Origin of the sequence: Sphingomonas lycopersici, from assembly GCF_026130605.1 — a bacterium.
Taxonomy (GTDB): Bacteria; Pseudomonadota; Alphaproteobacteria; order Sphingomonadales; family Sphingomonadaceae; genus Sphingomonas; species Sphingomonas lycopersici.
In genome coordinates, this window is sequence record NZ_JANFAU010000002.1 from 568,444 (window position 1) to 585,485 (window position 17,042).

Here is a 17,042-nt window from a genome sequence, read left to right on the forward strand (position 1 = left end):
GAATACGCTCACCAGATGCGAACGCGGGCTTCAGGCGCGAGATACAGCGCATCCCCCGCCTTCACATTATAGGCGCCGTACCACGGATCGAGATTGCGCACGGTCAACACGCGCTGGTGCCCCGGCGCGTGCGGATCGGTGAGCAGGCTCTGGCGCAGCATCGGCTCGCGCATCTTGACCCGCCACACCTGCGCCCAGCCGAGATAGAAGCGCTGGTCGCCGGTCGTGCCGTCGAGCACCGGTGCCGGCTTGCCGCCGAGCGAGGCGTGATAGGCATCGATCGACACGGTCAGCCCGGCGAGGTCGGCGATATTCTCGCCCAGCGTCAGCGCACCCTGGACATGCTGGCCCGGCAGCGGCTCGTAAGCGTCATATTGCGCGACGAGCTTGTCGGTGAAGCCCTTGAACCGCTCGACATCCTGCGCGGTCCACCAGTCGGTCAGCTTGCCGTGGGCATCATATTTGCGGCCCTGATCGTCGAAGCCGTGGCTGATCTCATGCCCGATCACCGCGCCGATCCCGCCGTAGTTGATCGCCGGATCCGCCTTCGGATCGAAGAACGGCGCCTGCAGGATCGCCGCCGGGAAGACGATCTCGTTCATCGGCGGGTTGTAATAAGCGTTGATCTCCATCGGCGTCATGAACCACTCGTCGCGGTCCACCGGCTTGCCGAGCTTGTTCAGATCGCGCTGGAAATCGAATTCGTTGGCGCGCGCGACATTGCCGACCAGATCGTCGCGCTTCACCTCCAGCGCCGAATAATCGCGCCATTTCACCGGATAGCCGATCTTCGGGCGGAAGGTCGCGAGCTTGGCCAGCGCCTTCTGCTTGGTCTCGGGCGCCATCCATTCGAGCTTGCGCAGCCGCTCGCCCATCGCGGTGATGACGTTCTTGACGAGGTCATCGGCCGCCGCCTTCGCCTCGGGCGGGAAATATTTGGCGACATAGGCGCGGCCGATATCCTCGCCCAGTTCGTTCTTCACCAGATCGCTGCCGCGCTTCCACCGCGCCTGCTGCTCGGGCGTGCCGGAGAGCGTGGTGCCGTAGAAGGCGAAGCGGGTCTTGTCGAAATCGCTCGACAGGAAGCGGGCATAGCTGCCGATGACGTGCAGCATCAGATGATCCTTGAGCACGGCAAGCGGGGTTTCGGCCCACAATTTCGCCTCGCCGGTCAGCGCGCTCGGCTGCGCGACGAGATAATCGCCGGTCACCGGCATCCCCGCCGCCTTGGCAAAATCGCTCCAGTCGAACCCCGGCGCGCGCTGCGCGAGATCGGCGAAGGCGAATTTATTGTAGGTCTTGTCGGCGTCGCGGCTCTCGATCCGGGTCCAATGCACGCCGGCAAGCGCCTTTTCGAACGCGAACACCGCCGCCGCGCGCTTCGCCGCATCGGGCTCGCCCGCCAGTTCGAGCATCCGCGTCAGATAGGCCTGATAGGCGGTGCGGGTCTCGGCCAGCTTGGCATCGTCTTTCAAATAATAATCGCGATCGGGGAGCCCGAGCCCGCCCTGCGAGAGCCCGACGATATAGGCATCGGGGTTCTTGTCGTCCTGCCCGACCCCGGCGCTGAACAGCCCCGACACGCCATAGCGCTGCATCTTCGCGGCCTCGATCGCGAGCGCGCGGCGATCCTTGGTCGCCTTGATCGCGGCGAGCCACGGCTTGATCGGCGTGGCACCTTTGGCGTTGATCGCGGCTTCGTCCATGAAGCTGGTGTAGAAGTCGCCCGACTTGTTGCCAGGCTGCTTCGCCACTTCCTCGAGCAGCGAACGGAGCCGCTGCTGCGACAGATCCTGCAACCGGTGGAACATGCCATAGGCCGAGCGATCCGCCGGGATCTGCGTCACCTTCTGCCAGTCGCCATTGGCGTAATCGTAGAAATCCTTGCCCGGCGCGACGCTGGTGTCACGCCCCGCGAGATCGAAGCCGAAATCGCCAATTTCGGGCCGATCGGCGCTCGCCGCCGCCGGTTGCTGCTGCGGCGCGGTCTGCGCGACGGCGCCTGTCGCGGCGCCCGCGAGCAGGGTAATGAGAACAATCGCACGCATCTGGGAAAGCCCCTTTTCGATCTTTCGAATGCGTGTGATTTACCTCGATAAGACGCCTCGTCAATCTTGGTTACGAGTGCGACGATTGCGCCATTTGCGCGCGATCCACAACCGCCAGCCGAACATCGCCAGGAAATAGCCGCCGATCGCAAAGGCGCCGGTGACGATCAGCAGCCCGACCGCGGTCGCCGGCGCGGCGTCCGAGAGCAGCCATTGCGCCCAGCCGGCATTGGCTGCCTCACGTACCGGATCGCCGGGCAGCGCCGCATCGATGCGCAACGCCCATTTCCCGATCCAATAAGCCGCCACCCACAAGGGCGGCGTGGTGAAGGGATTGGTGATGAAAGTGGTCAGCGCCGCCGCGGGAATATTGGCGCGCAGCGGCAATGCGAGCATCGCGGAGAAGGGAATCTGCGCCACCGGGAAGAGGATACCGGTCACCATCCCCAGCGCAACCCCGCGCGGCACCGAGCGGCGGGTGAACCGCCACAGATGCGGCGCGAGCACGCGATGCGCCACCGGGCGCAGCAGCCGGCTGTTCTCCATCGATTCGCGGGTCGGCAGGTTGCGCGCGCACCAGCCGGCGAATCGCTGCCACAGCCCCGGCGCGGCGGAGGCCATCAGCCGCGGTCGCGCATCAGCCGCCCGGCCTCACGCTTCCATTCGCGCTCCTTGATCGCCTCGCGCTTGTCGTGCGCCTTGCGGCCCTTGGCGAGCGCCAGTTCGACCTTCGCGCGCCCCTGCGCGTTGAAATAGACCGACAGCGGGACGAGCGTCATCCCCTCGCGCGCGACCGCGCCGTGGAGCCGGTTGATCTCGCGCTCGTGGAGCAGCAATTTGCGCGGTCGGCGCGGCTCGTGGTTGTAGCGATTGCCGTGGCTGAATTCGGGGACGTTGGAATTGATCAGCCACACCGCCCCATCGCTGACCTCGGCATAGCTTTCCGCGATCGAGCCTTCGCCGAAGCGCAAGGATTTCACCTCGGTCCCGGTAAGCACGATCCCGGCCTCGAATTTGTCTTCGATCGAATAGTCGAAGCGGGCGCGCCGGTTCTCGGCGACGATCTTCTTCTTGTCGAATGTGGCTGGCTTGGGACGCGGCATAAGGCGCGCGATGTAGGGTCCAAACGCGACGAGGGCAACGTGGGCGTGCGAGGCATTCGGAAACCCGACATCGCCTCCGTCCAGAGCCGGACGGCAAAATGACGCTAAAACGGGACCTTCAGCCTCACCATCGCGCGATTGCTCGAAACCCCGCCGACCGAGCCCTGATCGGTCTCGATACCGAGCCTGGCATTGCCGAGCACCGTCGTCTCGGCTTTGGGCAACGCGCTCTCGTCATAGCGCTCGGGCAGCCGCTTCAGCCGGAACGGCTCCTCGCGCCGCCCGCACACGGTAACCTCGCCCTCACGCGCCGGCGCGCAGGTCCGCTCGGCGGGACGCGGCCGCGCCTCCGCCAGCACCGGTCCGGCGACAGCCTGCAACGCGAGCAGCAGCAACTCCATCCCGGCGAGGCTGCGCCGCGATTGTGGCGCAGCCGTGTCCGGCGCGCGTCACAATCCGGCGCGCGCCAATCCCGCGTCGACCGCCTTGCGCGCGGCTTCGCCCGGCCAGGTCATCGGCAGCCGCAACCCCTCGGGGAACCCGGGGCGCACCTTGGTCATCGCGTATTTCACCGGCCCCGGCGAGGCATCGGTGAACAATGCGACATGCAGCGCGAACAGCCGGTCGTTGAGCTCAAGCGCCTTGGCATAATCGCCCGCGGCGCACGCCGCCTGGAAATCGGCGCACAATCGCGGCGCGACATTGGCGGTGACCGAGATGCACCCCACCCCGCCGGTGGCGTTATAGCCGAGCGCGAGATCGTCATTGCCCGAAAGCTGGCAGAAACCGTCGCCGAGCGCCGCGCGGTGCTGCGACACGCGCTGGAGCACGCCGGAGGCATCCTTCACCGCAACGAACAGCTCGGGAAAGTCGCTGACGATGCGGATCAGCGTCTCGGGCTGGATATCGGTCACGGTGCGCGCGGGGACGTTGTACAGCACGATTGGCAGCGGCGATTGCGGCGCGAGCGCGGCGAAATGCTGGTAGATCCCCTCCTGCGACGGGCGGTTGTAATAAGGCGGCACCATCAGCGCCGCATCCGCCCCGGCTTCCTTCGCGGCGATCAGATTGGCCGCGGCGACCCGCGTGTCGTTCGATCCCGCCCCGGCGATCACCGGCACGCGCCCCTTGGCCTGATCGACGCACACTTTGACGATCGCGAATTGCTCGTCCTTGGTCAGCGTCGCCGCCTCGCCGGTGGTGCCGCACGGCACCAGCGCCGCGGAGCCTTCGGCGATCTGCCACTCGACGAGATCGCGATACGCCGATTCGATGAACTCGCCATGCGCGTCGAACGGCGTGACGAGCGCCGGAATTGAGCCGGAAAACATGATTTTACGCCCCCGAAATGGCGATAAGTTAAGGTTCGTTCAGGACAGATACGGGTTGAACCGCTAGTCTGTCCATAACGGTGGCTCGAATTGAAGGCAGGTGCTTTGATCGGATTGACTCTAATGGCCGGCGCGGCCCTGGCGCTCGCGCAGGATCAGGACGATTCTTACGCGACGCGGATGGCCAATATGCGCGCCGAACAACAGGGTGGGCAGACCAATGCGTCGCCGAGCGCACCGACCACCCCGGCGGTGCCGTTCGCGCCCAATGCCGCCGCGATCGCCGGGCCGATCGCGCAATGGACCGCGCTGCGCCAGACCGATTCCCTGCCGTTCGACAGCTATGCCAGCTTCCTGATCGCGCATCCCGGCTGGCCGGGCGAAGCGGCCAACCGCCGCGCGGCGGAACGCAAGGCCGACACCGCCTCGCCCAGCGCGGCGGTAGCCTATTTCCGCCGCTATCCGCCGCAGTCCGCGACCGGCGGGCTCGCTTATGCCCGCGCGCTCGCCGCGACCGGCCGCAGCAGCGAGGCCAATGAGGCAGCGCGCGCGGCGTGGCGGCGCGGCGCGCTCGCCGCCAACGACGAGGCCGCGCTCCAGCAGCAATTCGGCAATGCGCTCCGCGCCGAAGACCAGGATGCGCGGATGGACGCGCTTCTGTGGCAGGGCGCGACGAGCATCGCGGCGCGGCAGATCGCGCTCGTTTCCTCCTCCCGCCTGCCGCTGTTCACCGCGCGGCTCGCGTTCCGCAGCGGATCGGCCAATGCCGCCGAGCTCGCCGCGACGACCGACGCGGTGGGCGAGCGCGACGCCGGCTATATCGCCGACAAGGCGATCTGGCTCGGCCGCACCAACCCCGCCGCGGCGCGCCAGTGGCTCGCGCGGACCCGCGCGCCGGGGATGAACCCGCCGGGCAACCCGGAAAAATTCTACGCGACGCTCTATTCCAACGCCAAGAGCGCGGCGACCGACGGCCAGTGGCAGACCGCTTACGATATCGCGCGGCAAATCGATGACGCTTATCCCGCGGGGACCGACGTCTCGACCAAATCCTATGGCGAACGCGATCAATATACCAACCTCGCCTGGCTCGCCGGGCAGGTCGCGCTCAACAAATTGGGCCGCCCGGCGGATGCGATGCCGATGTTCGAGCGCTACGGCCGCGGCACGATCGCGCCGCAGGTCCGCGCCAAGGGCTTTTACTGGGCGGCGCGCGCCGCCGAGGCTGCCGGGCGCGCGAGCGAGGCGGCGTCCTTCTACGAACGCGCCGCGGGGTTCCGCGATCAATATTATGGCCAGCTCGCCAACGAGCATCTCGGCCGCGCGCTGGTCGCGCCACCGCCGGTCGGCACCCCCGCGATCGACCCCGCGACCCGCGCCGCTTTCTACAACCGCGAGGTGGTGCGCGCCGCGCAATATCTCGGCGCGACCGGCAATTGGCAGGACCAGACCGCCTTTGTGAAGGAAATCGCGCTCGATGCGGACAGCGACAGCGATCACCTGCTCGCCGACGAACTCTCGCGCGCGATCGGCCGCCCCGATCTCGGGGTGCTGGTCGGGCGGCGCGCGATGCTCAACGGGCTCACCGAATATCGCGCCAGCGGCTTCCCCACCGTATCGGTGCCGAGCGGGTTCGAGAGCGACTGGACGATGATCCACGCGATCGCCCGGCAGGAGAGCAATTTCGATCGTATGGCGATCTCGGGCGCGGGCGCGCGCGGCCTGATGCAGCTGATGCCGGGCACCGCGCGCGAACAGGCCGCGAAGCTTGGCCTCGCCTATAACGCCGGCGCGCTGACCACCGACACGAGCTACAACATCCAGCTCGGCGCCAATTATTTCCAGCGCATCTTCAATATGTTCGGCAGCTACCCGCTAGCGATCGCGGCGTATAACGCCGGGCCGGGCAATGTGAACAAATGGCTCAACGCGAACGGCGATCCGCGTACCGGCTCGGTCGACATGCTCGACTGGATCGAGGCGATCCCGTTCACCGAGACACGCAATTACGTCCAGCGTGTGCTCGAAAATGCCGTGGTCTATGATCTGATGAACCCGGCGCGCGCGCGCAGCCGCGGACCGGCCAATCTGAGCTGGTATCTCGGCCGGTCGAAGCGAGGCTGAGCCAGGAATGGATCGCCCCAATTACATTACCCCGGCGGGCTATGCCGCGTTGCGCAGCGAATATGACCAATTGTTCGCGCGCGAGCGCCCCGCGCTGGTCGATACGATCGCCTGGGCGGCGGGCAATGGCGACCGCTCCGAGAACGGCGATTATATCTACGGCCGCAAAAGGCTGCGCGAGATCGACCGCCGGCTCGGCTGGCTCTCCAAGCGGATGAAGGCGGCGAAGGTGGTTGATCCGGCGCAGGCGCCCGATCGCGCGCGCGTCTTCTTCGGCGCGACGGTGACGATCGCCGACGAGGACGACAATCACCGCACCCTCACCCTCGTCGGCGACGACGAGGCGGATGCCGGCAAGGGGCTGATCGGGTGGAACGCCCCGCTCGCCCGCGCGCTGCGCGGCGCCGCGATCGGTGATCTGCGCCGCGTCTCGCTGCCCGCCGGCGAACGCGAATATGAAGTGACGGCAATCGCCTATCCCGCCGGTTGACCTTCCCGCCCGCGCTATCGTTTAGATAGCATCACCCCTCCCCTCCCGTTCGCCCGCTCAGCTTGTCGAAGGGCTGCCCTTCTTCCTCGGAAAGAAAGGACAAGCTCAGCCCGAACGGGGATCAAAGGACCGCCAATGCGTAACGCTCTCCTCGCCCTTGCCCTTACCACCGCGCTCGCCGCCCCCGCGGCGGCGCAGACCGATCCCCAGCAACTGTCGGAGATCGTCCGCACGCTCGCCTCGCCTGAATTCGGCGGCCGCGCACCGGGCACCGCGGGCGAGAAGACGACGACCGCCTGGCTCGTCGCGCGGTTCAAATCGCTCGGGCTCGAACCCGGCGGTGCGGACGGCGCGTGGATCCAGCCGGTGCCGCTGGTCCACACCCGCCTCGGCGAGGGCAAGGCCAGCATCGGCGGCACCGCGCTGGCGCAGGGCACCGATGTCGCGCTCACCACCGTCCGCGCCGACCCGCATATCGCGATCAACGACGCGCCGATCGTCTTCGTCGGCTACGGTGTTTCCGCCCCCGAGGCGAAATGGGACGATTTCAAGGGCGTGGACGTACGCGGCAAGGTCGTCGTGTTCCTCGTCAACGATCCCGATTTCGTCGCCCGGCCGGGCGAGGACGCGATCGGCCGGTTCGGCGGCAAGCGCATGACCTATTACGGCCGCTGGACCTATAAATATGAAGAAGCCGCGCGCCGCGGCGCGGTCGCGGCGCTGATCGTCCATGATACTGATGCGGCGGGCTATCCCTGGTCGACCGCCAACGCCTCGAACGGCGAGAATTACGATATCGTCCGCGGCGCAGACGATCAGCGCATCCCGCTGCAAGGCTGGCTCTCGCACGAAGCAGCCGAGCGGCTGTTCGCCGCCGCCGGGCAGGATCTCGCCAAGCTGCGCGTCGCGGCACGCTCGGCGAGCTTCCGCCCGGTTGCGCTCAACACGCGCTTCTCGGCGGATTTTCCGGTGACCGCGGAGCGGATCGAAAGCGCCAATGTCCTCGCCAAGATCCCCGGCGCCAAGCGGCCCGACGAGACGGTGATGTTCGGCGCGCATTGGGATGCTTATGGCGAAGGCCCCGCCGACGCGACCGGGCGGACCTTGCGCCCCGGCGCCAATGACGATGCGCTCGGCACCGCCGGAGTGATCGAGCTGGCGCGGCAGTTCAAGGCCGGGCCGAAGCCCGACCGCACCCTGGTGTTCGCGTTGTGGACCGGCGAGGAGCGCGGGCTGCTCGGCTCGGAATATTATGCCGCGCATCCGGTCTATCCGCTGGCGAAGACCGCCGCGAACCTGACGCTCGATATCCTCCAGACCGCGGGGCCGGCGAAGGACGTGACATTGGTCGGCGCGGGCGCCTCGTCGCTCGACGCGCTGCTCGCCGATGCGGCGAAGGCGCAGGGGCGCACGATCACCCCGGAAACCGCGAGCGAACGCGGGCTGTTCTACCGCGCCGACCATTTCTCGGTGGTGCGCCGCGGGGTGCCGTCGCTGCTCCTGATGGCCTTGGGCGGCGCGCCCGATCTCAAGGCCGGCGGGCGCGAGGCGGGGCAGAAGTGGCTCGACGCTTATATGGCCTGCTATCACAAGACCTGCGACACCTGGTCGGCCGACTGGAACCTCAAGGGCGCGGCCGAGGATGTCGATCTGTTCCACGCAATGGGCGAGCGGCTGTCGAAGGCGGGCGCGTGGCCGACGTGGAGCGCCGGCAGCGAATTCCTCGCGCTGCGCAACAAGAGCGCCGGCGAGCGGGAGTAGTCCACGACCACCCCGGCATAACCTTGTGCTCCCGCGAAGGCGGGAACCCAGACTGGGTCCCCGCCTTCGCGGGGACACAAGGAGAGGTTCGTGGCCCCTACCCCCTAGGGGCAAGGGTGAGCAGCGCGGCAGCTACCGCGTCAGCTTCTTATACGCCAACCGCGTCGGGCGGTCGGCGGCATCGCCCATGCGGCGGCGCTTGTCTTCCTCGTAGCTTTCGAAATTGCCCTCGAACCATTCGACATGGCTGTCGCCTTCGAAGGCGAGGATGTGGGTGCACAGGCGATCGAGGAAGAAGCGATCGTGGCTGATCACCACCGCGCAACCCGCGAAGCTCTCGAGCGCCTCCTCCAACGCACGCAGCGTCTCGACGTCGAGGTCGTTGGTCGGTTCGTCGAGCAGCAGGACGTTGCCGCCCTCCTTGAGCATCTTCGCCATGTGAACGCGGTTGCGTTCGCCGCCCGAAAGCTGGCCGACCTTCTTCTGTTGGTCCGGCCCCTTGAAGTTGAACGCGCCGACATAGGCGCGCGTCCCCAGCTCCTGCTTGCCGAAGCGGAAGATATCGAGCCCGTCGGAGATTTCCTCCCACACATTCTTGTTGGGATCGAGATCGTCGCGGCTCTGGTCGACATAGCCGAGCTTGACGGTCGAGCCGACCTCGATCGTCCCCGCGTCGGGCTGCTCCTGCCCGGTGATCAGCTTGAACAGCGTCGACTTGCCCGCGCCGTTCGGCCCGATCACCCCGACGATGCCGCCCGGCGGCAAGGTGAAGGACAGATCCTCGAATAGCAGTTTGTCGCCATAGGCCTTGCTCAGCCCCTTGGCCTCGATCACCTTGCCGCCGAGCCGCTCGGGAATCTGGATCAGGATCTGCGCCTTGCCGATCGCGCGGTTTTCCTGCGCCGCCATCAGCTCGTCGAACGCGCGGATACGCGCCTTGGACTTGGTCTGGCGCGCCTTGGGGGTCTGGCGCATCCACGCCAGCTCGTCGGCGATCGCCTTCTGGCGCCCGGCCTCCTCGCGCTCTTCCTGTTCAAGCCTTTTGGCCTTCTTCTCCAGATAGCCGGAGTAGTTCGCCTCATAGGTGTAATAGCGGCCGCGATCGAGCTCGAGCACCCAGTTGACCACATTGTCGAGGAAGTAGCGGTCGTGGGTGACGAGGATGACGTTACCCGTATATTCCTTGAGGAAATTCTCCAGCCACGCGACGCTCTCGGCGTCGAGGTGGTTGGTCGGCTCGTCGAGCAGCAGGATATCGGGCTTTTCGAGCAGCAGCCGGCAGAGCGCGACGCGGCGCCGCTCGCCGCCCGACAAATTGGTCACCGGATTGTCGGACGGCGGGCAGCGCAGCGCTTCCATCGCCTGTTCGAGCTGGCTGTCGAGGCTCCAGCCGTCGGCGGCGTCGATCTCCGACTGCAGCTCGCCCATTTCGGTCATCAGCGCGTCAAAATCGGTATCGTCCTTGGGATCCCCCATTTCGGCGGAGATCGCATTGAAGCGCTCGATCTTCGCGACGATCGGGCCGGCGCCCATGCGGACGTTCTCGATCACCGTCTTGGTCGGATCGAGCTGCGGCTCCTGCGGCAGATAGCCGACGCGGATGCCATCGGCGGCCCAGGCCTCGCCCTGGAAATCCTTGTCGATCCCGCCCATGATCTTCATCAGCGTGGACTTGCCCGCGCCGTTGGGGCCGATGATCGCGATCTTCGCGCTCGGCAGGAACTGCAGGTGGATATTGTTGAGCACCGGCTTGTTGGCGCCGGGGAAGGTCTTGGTCAGACCCTTCATGACATAGGTATATTGCACGGCCATGGCGGTTCGGTCGCTCCGTCGAAGATCACATCTGCTGGGTTTGGGCGCCATTTAGGGGGGCGCGGCGCTCTTGGCAATTCGCGGGTTGGCAGGAAGGCGACGATCGGTGTCCCTGCTCCGTTCGGGCTGAGCTTGTCGAAGCCCTGCCCTTTTCTTCCAAGGAAGAAGGACAGTCCTTCGACAAGCTCAGGGCGAACGGTGGTGGGCTGTTACCGCCCGCGCACGATCTCGCACCCCACCGCCGCATCGGGGTAGACGTCGGGCTTCATCGACCGCACCCGCACCCGCCGCACCCGCTTGTCCTCCAGGCACAAGGCCGCGACCGCCTCGACCAACGTTTCCTGCAACGCGAAACCCCGCGCCTCGGCCAATGCGCGGATCCCGGTGCGGATGAAATCATAGTCGAGCACCTCGTCGATCGCATCGTGGTGCGGCGCGGCGGGATAGTCGACCGTCATCTCGACGGTGAGGCGGACGCGCTGCGGCACCGCCTCGTGCGGGTGGATGCCGAGCTGCATCTGCACCTCGAGCCCCTCCAATATCGTGGTGAATTCAGCCATTGCGCCCTTCGAACATCACATCGGAATCGCGCTTGAGAAAGCGCTGTCCGCAATCGACGAACAGATTCTGCCCGGTCACGCTGCGCGCATCGAGCAGATAGACCACCGCCCGCGCCACCTCCGCCGCATCGACCGGCCGCCGGAGCAGGTTGGCGCTCGCCACCGCGGCGAATTCGGCCGCGCTCTGGTCGCCGCTCGGCAGCGTCAGCCCGGGGGAAACCGCATTGACCCGCACCCGCGGCGCCAGCGCCAGCGCCAGCATCTCGGTCGCCCCCGCCAGCGCATATTTGGTCAGGCTGTACGAGAAGAAGTCGGGGTTGGTATTGGCGAGCTTCTGGTCGAGCAGATTGACCACCGCCCCGTCCGCCAGCCCCGGCTGCGCCGCGAGCGCCTGCGCGAGGACCGACGGCGCGAGCGCGTTGATCGCGTGGAGCCGAAGCGCGAGCCGGTGGTCGATCGCCTCGGGCCGGTCGTAGACGAAGGTCGACGCGCTGTTGACCAGCCCGTCGATCACCCCGCCCGCCGCCTCCACCGCGCGCGCGAATATCGCCGGCAGCGCCGCGGTGTCGGCGAGGTCGCCCTGCACCAACGCCGCGCCGGTCTCGGCCGCGAGCGCCGTCGCTTCCGATTCGGAGCCGCCATAATGAATGACAGGCCGATGCCCGGCGGCTGCGACCGCGCGGACGATCGCCGCGCCCAGCCGCTTCGCCCCGCCCGTCACCAGCACGCGCCGCGGCGTCACTCCTTGAGGCCCATCAGCGCCAGCACCTCCTTGCGGCTGCGGTCATCCTCGCGGAACACCCCCATCATCCGGCTGGTGACCATCGCGACCCCGGGGGTGCGCACGCCGCGCGCAGTCATGCAGGCGTGGCTCGCCTCGATCACCACCGCGACGCCCTGCGGCTTCAGCCCGTTCCAGATGCAGTCGGCGACCTCCGCGGTCAGCCGCTCCTGCACCTGCAACCGCCGCGCGAAGGCGTGAAGCACGCGGGCGAGCTTGGAGATGCCGACGACATGGTTGCGCGGCAGGTAAGCGATATGCGCCTTGCCGATGATCGGCGCCATATGATGCTCGCAATGCGACTGGAACGGAATGTCCTTAAGCAGCACGATCTCGTCATAGCCGCCCACTTCTTCGAAGATCCGCGACAGGTGATGCGCCGGGTCGTCGCCATAGCCGGAACAATATTCGCGCCACGCCCGCGCGACGCGCTTCGGCGTATCGAGCAGCCCTTCGCGGCTGGGATCGTCCCCGGCCCAGCGGATCAGCGTGCGCACTGCTTCCGCTACGTCATCCGGCACTTCGAGCTTGCCGTCCGGCCCCAAGATCGCGGCGGGGGGGGATTTCTTCACGGGCTTCTCCTCGTCGATCATACCGCATTTGCGAAAAATTCCCGCGACGCGTCATGAACAGGTTCCAAAATGCAACTGTTTCCTTTCGGACACAGCCTGTAAAACTCCTTTACGCGCGCAGGCCGATTTCGTTTGACTGCGCAAAAATTCGAACGTTACTCTCCATACCGCAACATCAAACCGCAACCGGCAAAGACCGGTGCGACCCAATGGAGGGGGATGCCGATGACAAAATCCACTTTGCTCGCCGCTTCTGCTTTGACGATGGCATTTGCCGTTCCGGCATGGGCTCAGCAAGCCCCGACCGAAACGGCAGCGACCGGCGTCCAGGATATCGTCGTCACCGCGCAGCGCCAGTCGCAGCGGCTGCAGGACGTGCCGATCGCCGTCTCCGCCTTCACCTCGGAGAATCTGGAAAAGCAGCAGATCGTCAATCCGAGCGCGCTGCAGCAGACGCTGCCCAACGTCACCTTCACCAAGACGAACTTCACCTCGTCGAGCTTCACGATCCGCGGCATCGGCGATCTGTGCGTCGGCACGACCTGCGACAGCGCGACCGCGATCCACATCAACGACATGCCGCTGCTCAACTCGCGCCTGTTCGAAAGCGAGTTCTTCGATCTCGAGCGCGTCGAGGTGCTGCGCGGGCCGCAGGGCACGCTGTTCGGCCGCAATGCGACCTCGGGCGTGGTCAATTTCATCACCGCCAAGCCGGATCTCTCGGGCATCCACGCCGCGGGTGAATTCGAATATGGCAATTATGATTCGAAGCGGCTGAAGGGCATGTTCAACCTGCCGCTCAGCGACACGCTGGGGATTCGCGTCGCGGGCACCTGGCTCAACCGCGACGGCTATACCAAGAACCTCTACACCAACAGCAACATCGACGGGCGCGACCTCTATTCGGTGCGCGGCACCTTGTCGTGGGAACCCTCGGCCGACACCCGCGTCGATTTGATCGGCTATTATTTCCACGAGCGCGACAACCGCAGCCGCATCCAGAAACAGCTCTGCCACCGCGACCCGACCGGGGTGCTGGGCTGCTTGCCCGACAAGCTGACCAACCAGACGCTCAACGGCAATTCAACGCTGGCGACGATCCTCACCAGCCGCGAATTCCTCTCGCTGGCGGTTTCGCCGGCACTGGCCGGGCTCGGCCTCGGCAGCGTCTATCAGGCGCGCGACAGCTTCGCCGGGGTGGTCAACCCCGCCGACGTCCGCACGGTGAACATCGATTACCAGCCGACCTATTTCGCCGAAGAACAGCAATATATGGCGAAGATCTATCATAATTTCGGCCAGGTGAGCCTCAACATCACCGGCGGCTATATGAAGAATACCGTCGACTCGACCTCCGATTACAACCTCGCGGTCGAAAATTCCTATGCCACAAATGTCGGGCTCAACACGCTCTATGCCGCAGCCGGCCCGGGCGGCCCGCTGAGCGGATTGTTCGGCAAGATGCGCAACGCGCTCGTCCCCAACGGGCCGGGCTCATTGTGCCAATCGCTGGCGGATCCGAACGGCGTGGGCGTCTATGGCGGCAACGGCGTCTGCGCGCCGACCAGCCTCGACTTCGATCGCTCGCGCGCGACGATCCGGCAATATTCGGCCGAAGCGCATATCGACAGCTCGTTCGACGGGATGTTCAACTTCCTGCTCGGCGGCATCTATTTCGACAGCAAGGCGACCAATACCGATTATTACGTCAACAGCTTCGGGCTGGATTATGCCGCCGGCCTGCTGGGCGGTGCGCAGAGCGGCGGTGCGGCCTTCGCCGCGACGCCCTTCTATCGCAACAACACCCCGAATTTCCGCCTGAAATCCTATGGCTTGTTCGGCGAAACCTATTTCAAGTTCAACGACAAGCTCAAGCTGACGCTCGGGCTGCGCTACAATCATGACGACAAGGAAGTGTCGGCGCGCACCACGTTGATCTCCGACACCAAGAGCGCCGTGGTCCCCAACGCCGCCGGAACCGGCCCGCTGCTCAATGCAGAGGGCAATCCGATCGTCGCCAGCGCCTCGTCGAGCGTGCTGGTGCCTTACGGCTCGACCAACGCCAATCCGTTCCTGAGCAACGGCAGCTACGACTTCGACTCGTCGACGGCGGGCAACCAACCGTTTGCCACCACCTCGGTCAGCTTCGGGCGGCTCACCGGCCGCGCGGTGCTCGATTACAAGATCAGCGACAACAACCTGATCTACGCCTCCTATTCGCGCGGCTACAAATCGGGCGGCATCAATCCGCCGCTGTCGCCGGTGTTCTCGGTGCCCACCACCTTCGCGCCGGAAAAGGTCGATTCGTTCGAAATCGGCTCGAAAAACACCTGGGATCACGGCCGCTTCCGGCTGAACGTCACGGGCTTCTACTATAAGTACAAGGGACTGCAGCTCAGCCGCATCGTCGCCCGCACCTCGGTCAACGACAATATCAACGCCGATATCTACGGCGTCGAGGCGGAAGCGATCATCAGCCCGATCCCGGCCTTCGTGGTCAACGCCAACTTCAGCTATATGAAGTCGAAGGTGACGGGCGACACCTATCTCGCCAATCCGCGCGACCCGTCGGGCGGCCGTTCGGACGCGGTGATCATCAAGGACCTCACCAACGCGTCGAACTGCGCGATCCGCCCGGCCAAGGGCTCGGCCGCTACCGCGGCGCAGGTCAATGCCTTCGTCAACGGGTTCAACTCAGCGGTGGGCCTACAGCCGACCACCCCGATCCCGGGCACCAACACGACCGGCGCCTTCTCGATCTGCTCGCAATTGGCGATCACCGCCGCGCGCAGCGGGCTGCCGTTCGTCGTCGATCCCAGCGGGGTGGAAACCAACGTCCGCGGCAACAGCCTGCCCAACGCCCCGTCGTACAAATGGGCGGTCGGCGCGCAATATACGATCAACGCCGGCGAATGGTCGATCGTGCCGCGCGCGGACCTCAACTATACCGGCAACAGCTGGGGGACGATCTTCAACAAGAACCCGATCGATCGCATCCCGGGCTATGCGGTGGTCAACGCACAGCTGCAGATCAACGGGCCGAACGACCGCTTCTACATCCGCGGCTTCGTTCAGAACCTGACCAACAACAGCGCCACGACCGGCATGTACGTGACCGATCAGTCGTCCGGCCTGTTCACCAATATCTTCACGCTCGAACCGCGCCGCTACGGCGTCGCCGCCGGGTTCAAATTCTGACCCTCTCCGCCGGCCCCGGATCGCGCCGGGGCCGGAATTTCTGCCTCAACCGCCTAGTCTCTGAGACGAAAGCCTATCATTTCCCCTCTGAGGGAGGTGACAACGGGAAAAAGGCGGCGCACAAGCATCGCGCGCTCAAGAAGGCGTGATTCCGAAAGAGGCCGGTCAACCGGCGCAACAGGAAGGAATACAATGGCTACGACTACCAAGAGCGGCGGCATCCATGCTCCCGTCCAGCCCTCGGCGGAGCTGGGCGCCATCGTCGGCAACGACAAGCTGCCGCGCAGCCAGGTGATCAGCAAGGTGTGGGACTATATCAAGTCGCACAAGCTGCAGAATCCCGAGAACAAGCGTGAAATCCTCGCCGACGACAAGCTCAAGAAGGTCTTCGGCAAGGACAAGGTGACGATGTTCGAGATGAACAAGTACATCTCGCAGCACGTCAAGGCCTGACACTCAGCATTCGGCGCCGGTCGGTTTCGATCGGCGCCGTTTTTTATGGGCGTGATTGCCTCAGGCAATCGTCACCCCGGCCTTGAGCCGCCCCCCTTCTCACCGTTCGGGCTGAGCTTGTCGAAGTCCTGTACTTTTCTTCGGAAGGAAGAAGTGCAGCCCTTCGACAAGCTCAGGGCGAACGGAGGGGGGCCCGCGACGGGCACCCCTCAGGCCGCCTGCGGCGCCTGCGTCACCTTGACGATCGACAGCGCGCGGCGATGCCCTTCGCGATCGGGCCACAGGATCGATTGCCCTTCGCGCAGCCCGATCAGCCCCGCCCCCACCGGGGTGAGAATCGAAACGCGCCCGGCCGAGATATCGGCCTCCTTCGGATAGACCAGTTGCACGGTGCGCGCCGTGCCGTTCGCCTCGTCGATGAATTCGACGCTGGCGTGCATCGTCACCACGTCGCTGGGGATGCGCGCGGCGCGATGGATATGCGCGCGGCCGATTTCCTCCAGCAGCATCTCGCTCACCTCGGGCAGCCGATCCTCGGCGCCGATCGCGAGATTGGTCAATTTGTCGGCTTCTTCGTCGATCATATGGATCGGCGGACGCTTGGTCGCCTTGCTGCTCGTCATGTCGCTTGCTTTCCGCGGGGGTAGAATGAGGCGCGCGCGCCGGTTGATCGGGTGCCCCGGGTTCGGGGCATGTCGCGCCGGAACCCGGGGCTAAATGCCCGCGAGAAGCTGCCCCCCGTGGTGGCGAAAGCGAAAAAGGCAGCGTTCGATCTGCATCGCGCGATGATGTCCCCCGCGCGCGCTCAA

15 protein-coding genes are annotated in these 17,042 nt (G+C 65.7%); 5 read left to right on the forward strand and 10 right to left on the reverse strand.

Going from position 1 to position 17,042, the window contains the following annotated elements; genetic code table 11:
• Window positions 1-8 precede the first annotated feature (8 nt).
• From NED98_RS05950 to dapA, 5 genes are all read right to left on the reverse strand, one after another.
• Complete coding sequence (locus tag NED98_RS05950; protein WP_265312224.1) at window positions 9-2,048, reverse strand: M13 family metallopeptidase; 2,040 nt, start codon at window positions 2,046-2,048, stop codon at window positions 9-11.
• Between the two features lie 60 nt (window positions 2,049-2,108).
• Complete coding sequence (locus NED98_RS05955) at window positions 2,109-2,669, reverse strand: DUF2062 domain-containing protein (protein WP_265312225.1); 561 nt, start codon at window positions 2,667-2,669, stop codon at window positions 2,109-2,111.
• A complete protein-coding gene (smpB, locus tag NED98_RS05960; protein WP_179511887.1) occupies window positions 2,669-3,151 on the reverse strand; it encodes an SsrA-binding protein SmpB in 483 nt (160 codons plus the stop codon). The genes NED98_RS05955 and smpB overlap by 1 nt, the downstream gene beginning before the upstream one ends.
• 104 nt (window positions 3,152-3,255) lie before the next feature.
• Window positions 3,256-3,552, reverse strand: a complete 297-nt coding sequence (locus NED98_RS05965) for a 5'-nucleotidase (protein WP_265312226.1) — start codon at window positions 3,550-3,552, stop codon at window positions 3,256-3,258.
• Window positions 3,553-3,600: 48 nt separating this feature from the next.
• Complete coding sequence (gene dapA, locus NED98_RS05970; protein ID WP_265268246.1) at window positions 3,601-4,482, reverse strand: 4-hydroxy-tetrahydrodipicolinate synthase; 882 nt, start codon at window positions 4,480-4,482, stop codon at window positions 3,601-3,603.
• Window positions 4,483-4,605: 123 nt separating this feature from the next.
• Between dapA and NED98_RS05975 the strand changes: the two genes are divergently transcribed.
• From NED98_RS05975 to NED98_RS05985, 3 genes are all read left to right on the forward strand, one after another.
• Window positions 4,606-6,606, forward strand: a complete 2,001-nt coding sequence (locus NED98_RS05975) for a lytic transglycosylase domain-containing protein (protein WP_265312227.1) — start codon at window positions 4,606-4,608, stop codon at window positions 6,604-6,606.
• A 7-nt stretch (window positions 6,607-6,613) separates the two neighbouring features.
• Window positions 6,614-7,096, forward strand: coding sequence for a transcription elongation factor GreB (gene greB / locus NED98_RS05980; RefSeq protein ID WP_265312228.1), 483 nt, complete (start codon window positions 6,614-6,616; stop codon window positions 7,094-7,096).
• Window positions 7,097-7,231: 135 nt separating this feature from the next.
• A complete protein-coding gene (locus NED98_RS05985) occupies window positions 7,232-8,857 on the forward strand; it encodes a M28 family metallopeptidase (RefSeq protein ID WP_265312229.1) in 1,626 nt (541 codons plus the stop codon).
• 132 nt (window positions 8,858-8,989) lie between these two features.
• Here the strand turns inward: NED98_RS05985 and ettA are convergent, their stop codons facing one another.
• The 4 genes from ettA to folE all read right to left on the reverse strand — a co-directional run bounded on the left by ettA (window position 8,990) and on the right by folE (window position 12,582).
• Window positions 8,990-10,669: an energy-dependent translational throttle protein EttA gene (gene ettA / locus NED98_RS05990; protein WP_265268243.1), complete on the reverse strand. Its 1,680-nt coding sequence runs from the start codon at window positions 10,667-10,669 to the stop codon at window positions 8,990-8,992.
• Between the two features lie 209 nt (window positions 10,670-10,878).
• The gene (locus NED98_RS05995; protein ID WP_179511894.1) at window positions 10,879-11,229 is read right to left on the reverse strand and encodes a dihydroneopterin aldolase; all 351 of its coding nucleotides are present in this window, start codon (window positions 11,227-11,229) and stop codon (window positions 10,879-10,881) included.
• Complete coding sequence (locus NED98_RS06000) at window positions 11,222-11,971, reverse strand: SDR family oxidoreductase (RefSeq protein ID WP_265312230.1); 750 nt, start codon at window positions 11,969-11,971, stop codon at window positions 11,222-11,224. Before NED98_RS06000 ends, NED98_RS05995 begins: the two co-directional genes overlap by 8 nt.
• Window positions 11,968-12,582, reverse strand: coding sequence for a GTP cyclohydrolase I FolE (gene folE / locus NED98_RS06005; protein ID WP_265268241.1), 615 nt, complete (start codon window positions 12,580-12,582; stop codon window positions 11,968-11,970). Before folE ends, NED98_RS06000 begins: the two co-directional genes overlap by 4 nt.
• A gap of 225 nt (window positions 12,583-12,807) precedes the next feature.
• Between folE and NED98_RS06010 the strand changes: the two genes are divergently transcribed.
• Both NED98_RS06010 and NED98_RS06015 read left to right on the forward strand, forming a co-directional pair.
• The gene (locus NED98_RS06010) at window positions 12,808-15,780 is read left to right on the forward strand and encodes a TonB-dependent receptor (protein WP_265312231.1); all 2,973 of its coding nucleotides are present in this window, start codon (window positions 12,808-12,810) and stop codon (window positions 15,778-15,780) included.
• A 192-nt stretch (window positions 15,781-15,972) separates the two neighbouring features.
• A complete protein-coding gene (locus tag NED98_RS06015; RefSeq protein WP_174837569.1) occupies window positions 15,973-16,233 on the forward strand; it encodes an SWIB/MDM2 domain-containing protein in 261 nt (86 codons plus the stop codon).
• A gap of 209 nt (window positions 16,234-16,442) precedes the next feature.
• On the opposite strand, the gene rnk is transcribed toward NED98_RS06015, so the two are convergent.
• Complete coding sequence (gene rnk, locus NED98_RS06020; protein ID WP_265268239.1) at window positions 16,443-16,856, reverse strand: nucleoside diphosphate kinase regulator; 414 nt, start codon at window positions 16,854-16,856, stop codon at window positions 16,443-16,445.
• Window positions 16,857-17,042 lie beyond the last annotated feature (186 nt).

Bases quoted from the DNA above. Each gene is read 5' to 3' on its own strand.
- NED98_RS05950 (WP_265312224.1), bottom strand. From the start codon at position 2,048: ATGCGTGCGATTGTTCTCATTACCCTGCTCGCGGGCGCCGCGACAGGC.
- NED98_RS05955 (WP_265312225.1), bottom strand. From the start codon at position 2,669: ATGGCCTCCGCCGCGCCGGGGCTGTGGCAGCGATTCGCCGGCTGGTGC.
- smpB (WP_179511887.1), bottom strand. From the start codon at position 3,151: ATGCCGCGTCCCAAGCCAGCCACATTCGACAAGAAGAAGATCGTCGCC.
- NED98_RS05965 (WP_265312226.1), bottom strand. From the start codon at position 3,552: ATGGAGTTGCTGCTGCTCGCGTTGCAGGCTGTCGCCGGACCGGTGCTG.
- dapA (WP_265268246.1), bottom strand. From the start codon at position 4,482: ATGTTTTCCGGCTCAATTCCGGCGCTCGTCACGCCGTTCGACGCGCAT.
- NED98_RS05975 (WP_265312227.1), top strand. From the start codon at position 4,606: ATGGCCGGCGCGGCCCTGGCGCTCGCGCAGGATCAGGACGATTCTTAC.
- greB (WP_265312228.1), top strand. From the start codon at position 6,614: ATGGATCGCCCCAATTACATTACCCCGGCGGGCTATGCCGCGTTGCGC.
- NED98_RS05985 (WP_265312229.1), top strand. From the start codon at position 7,232: ATGCGTAACGCTCTCCTCGCCCTTGCCCTTACCACCGCGCTCGCCGCC.
- ettA (WP_265268243.1), bottom strand. From the start codon at position 10,669: ATGGCCGTGCAATATACCTATGTCATGAAGGGTCTGACCAAGACCTTC.
- NED98_RS05995 (WP_179511894.1), bottom strand. From the start codon at position 11,229: ATGGCTGAATTCACCACGATATTGGAGGGGCTCGAGGTGCAGATGCAG.
- NED98_RS06010 (WP_265312231.1), top strand. From the start codon at position 12,808: ATGACAAAATCCACTTTGCTCGCCGCTTCTGCTTTGACGATGGCATTT.
- NED98_RS06015 (WP_174837569.1), top strand. From the start codon at position 15,973: ATGGCTACGACTACCAAGAGCGGCGGCATCCATGCTCCCGTCCAGCCC.
- rnk (WP_265268239.1), bottom strand. From the start codon at position 16,856: ATGACGAGCAGCAAGGCGACCAAGCGTCCGCCGATCCATATGATCGAC.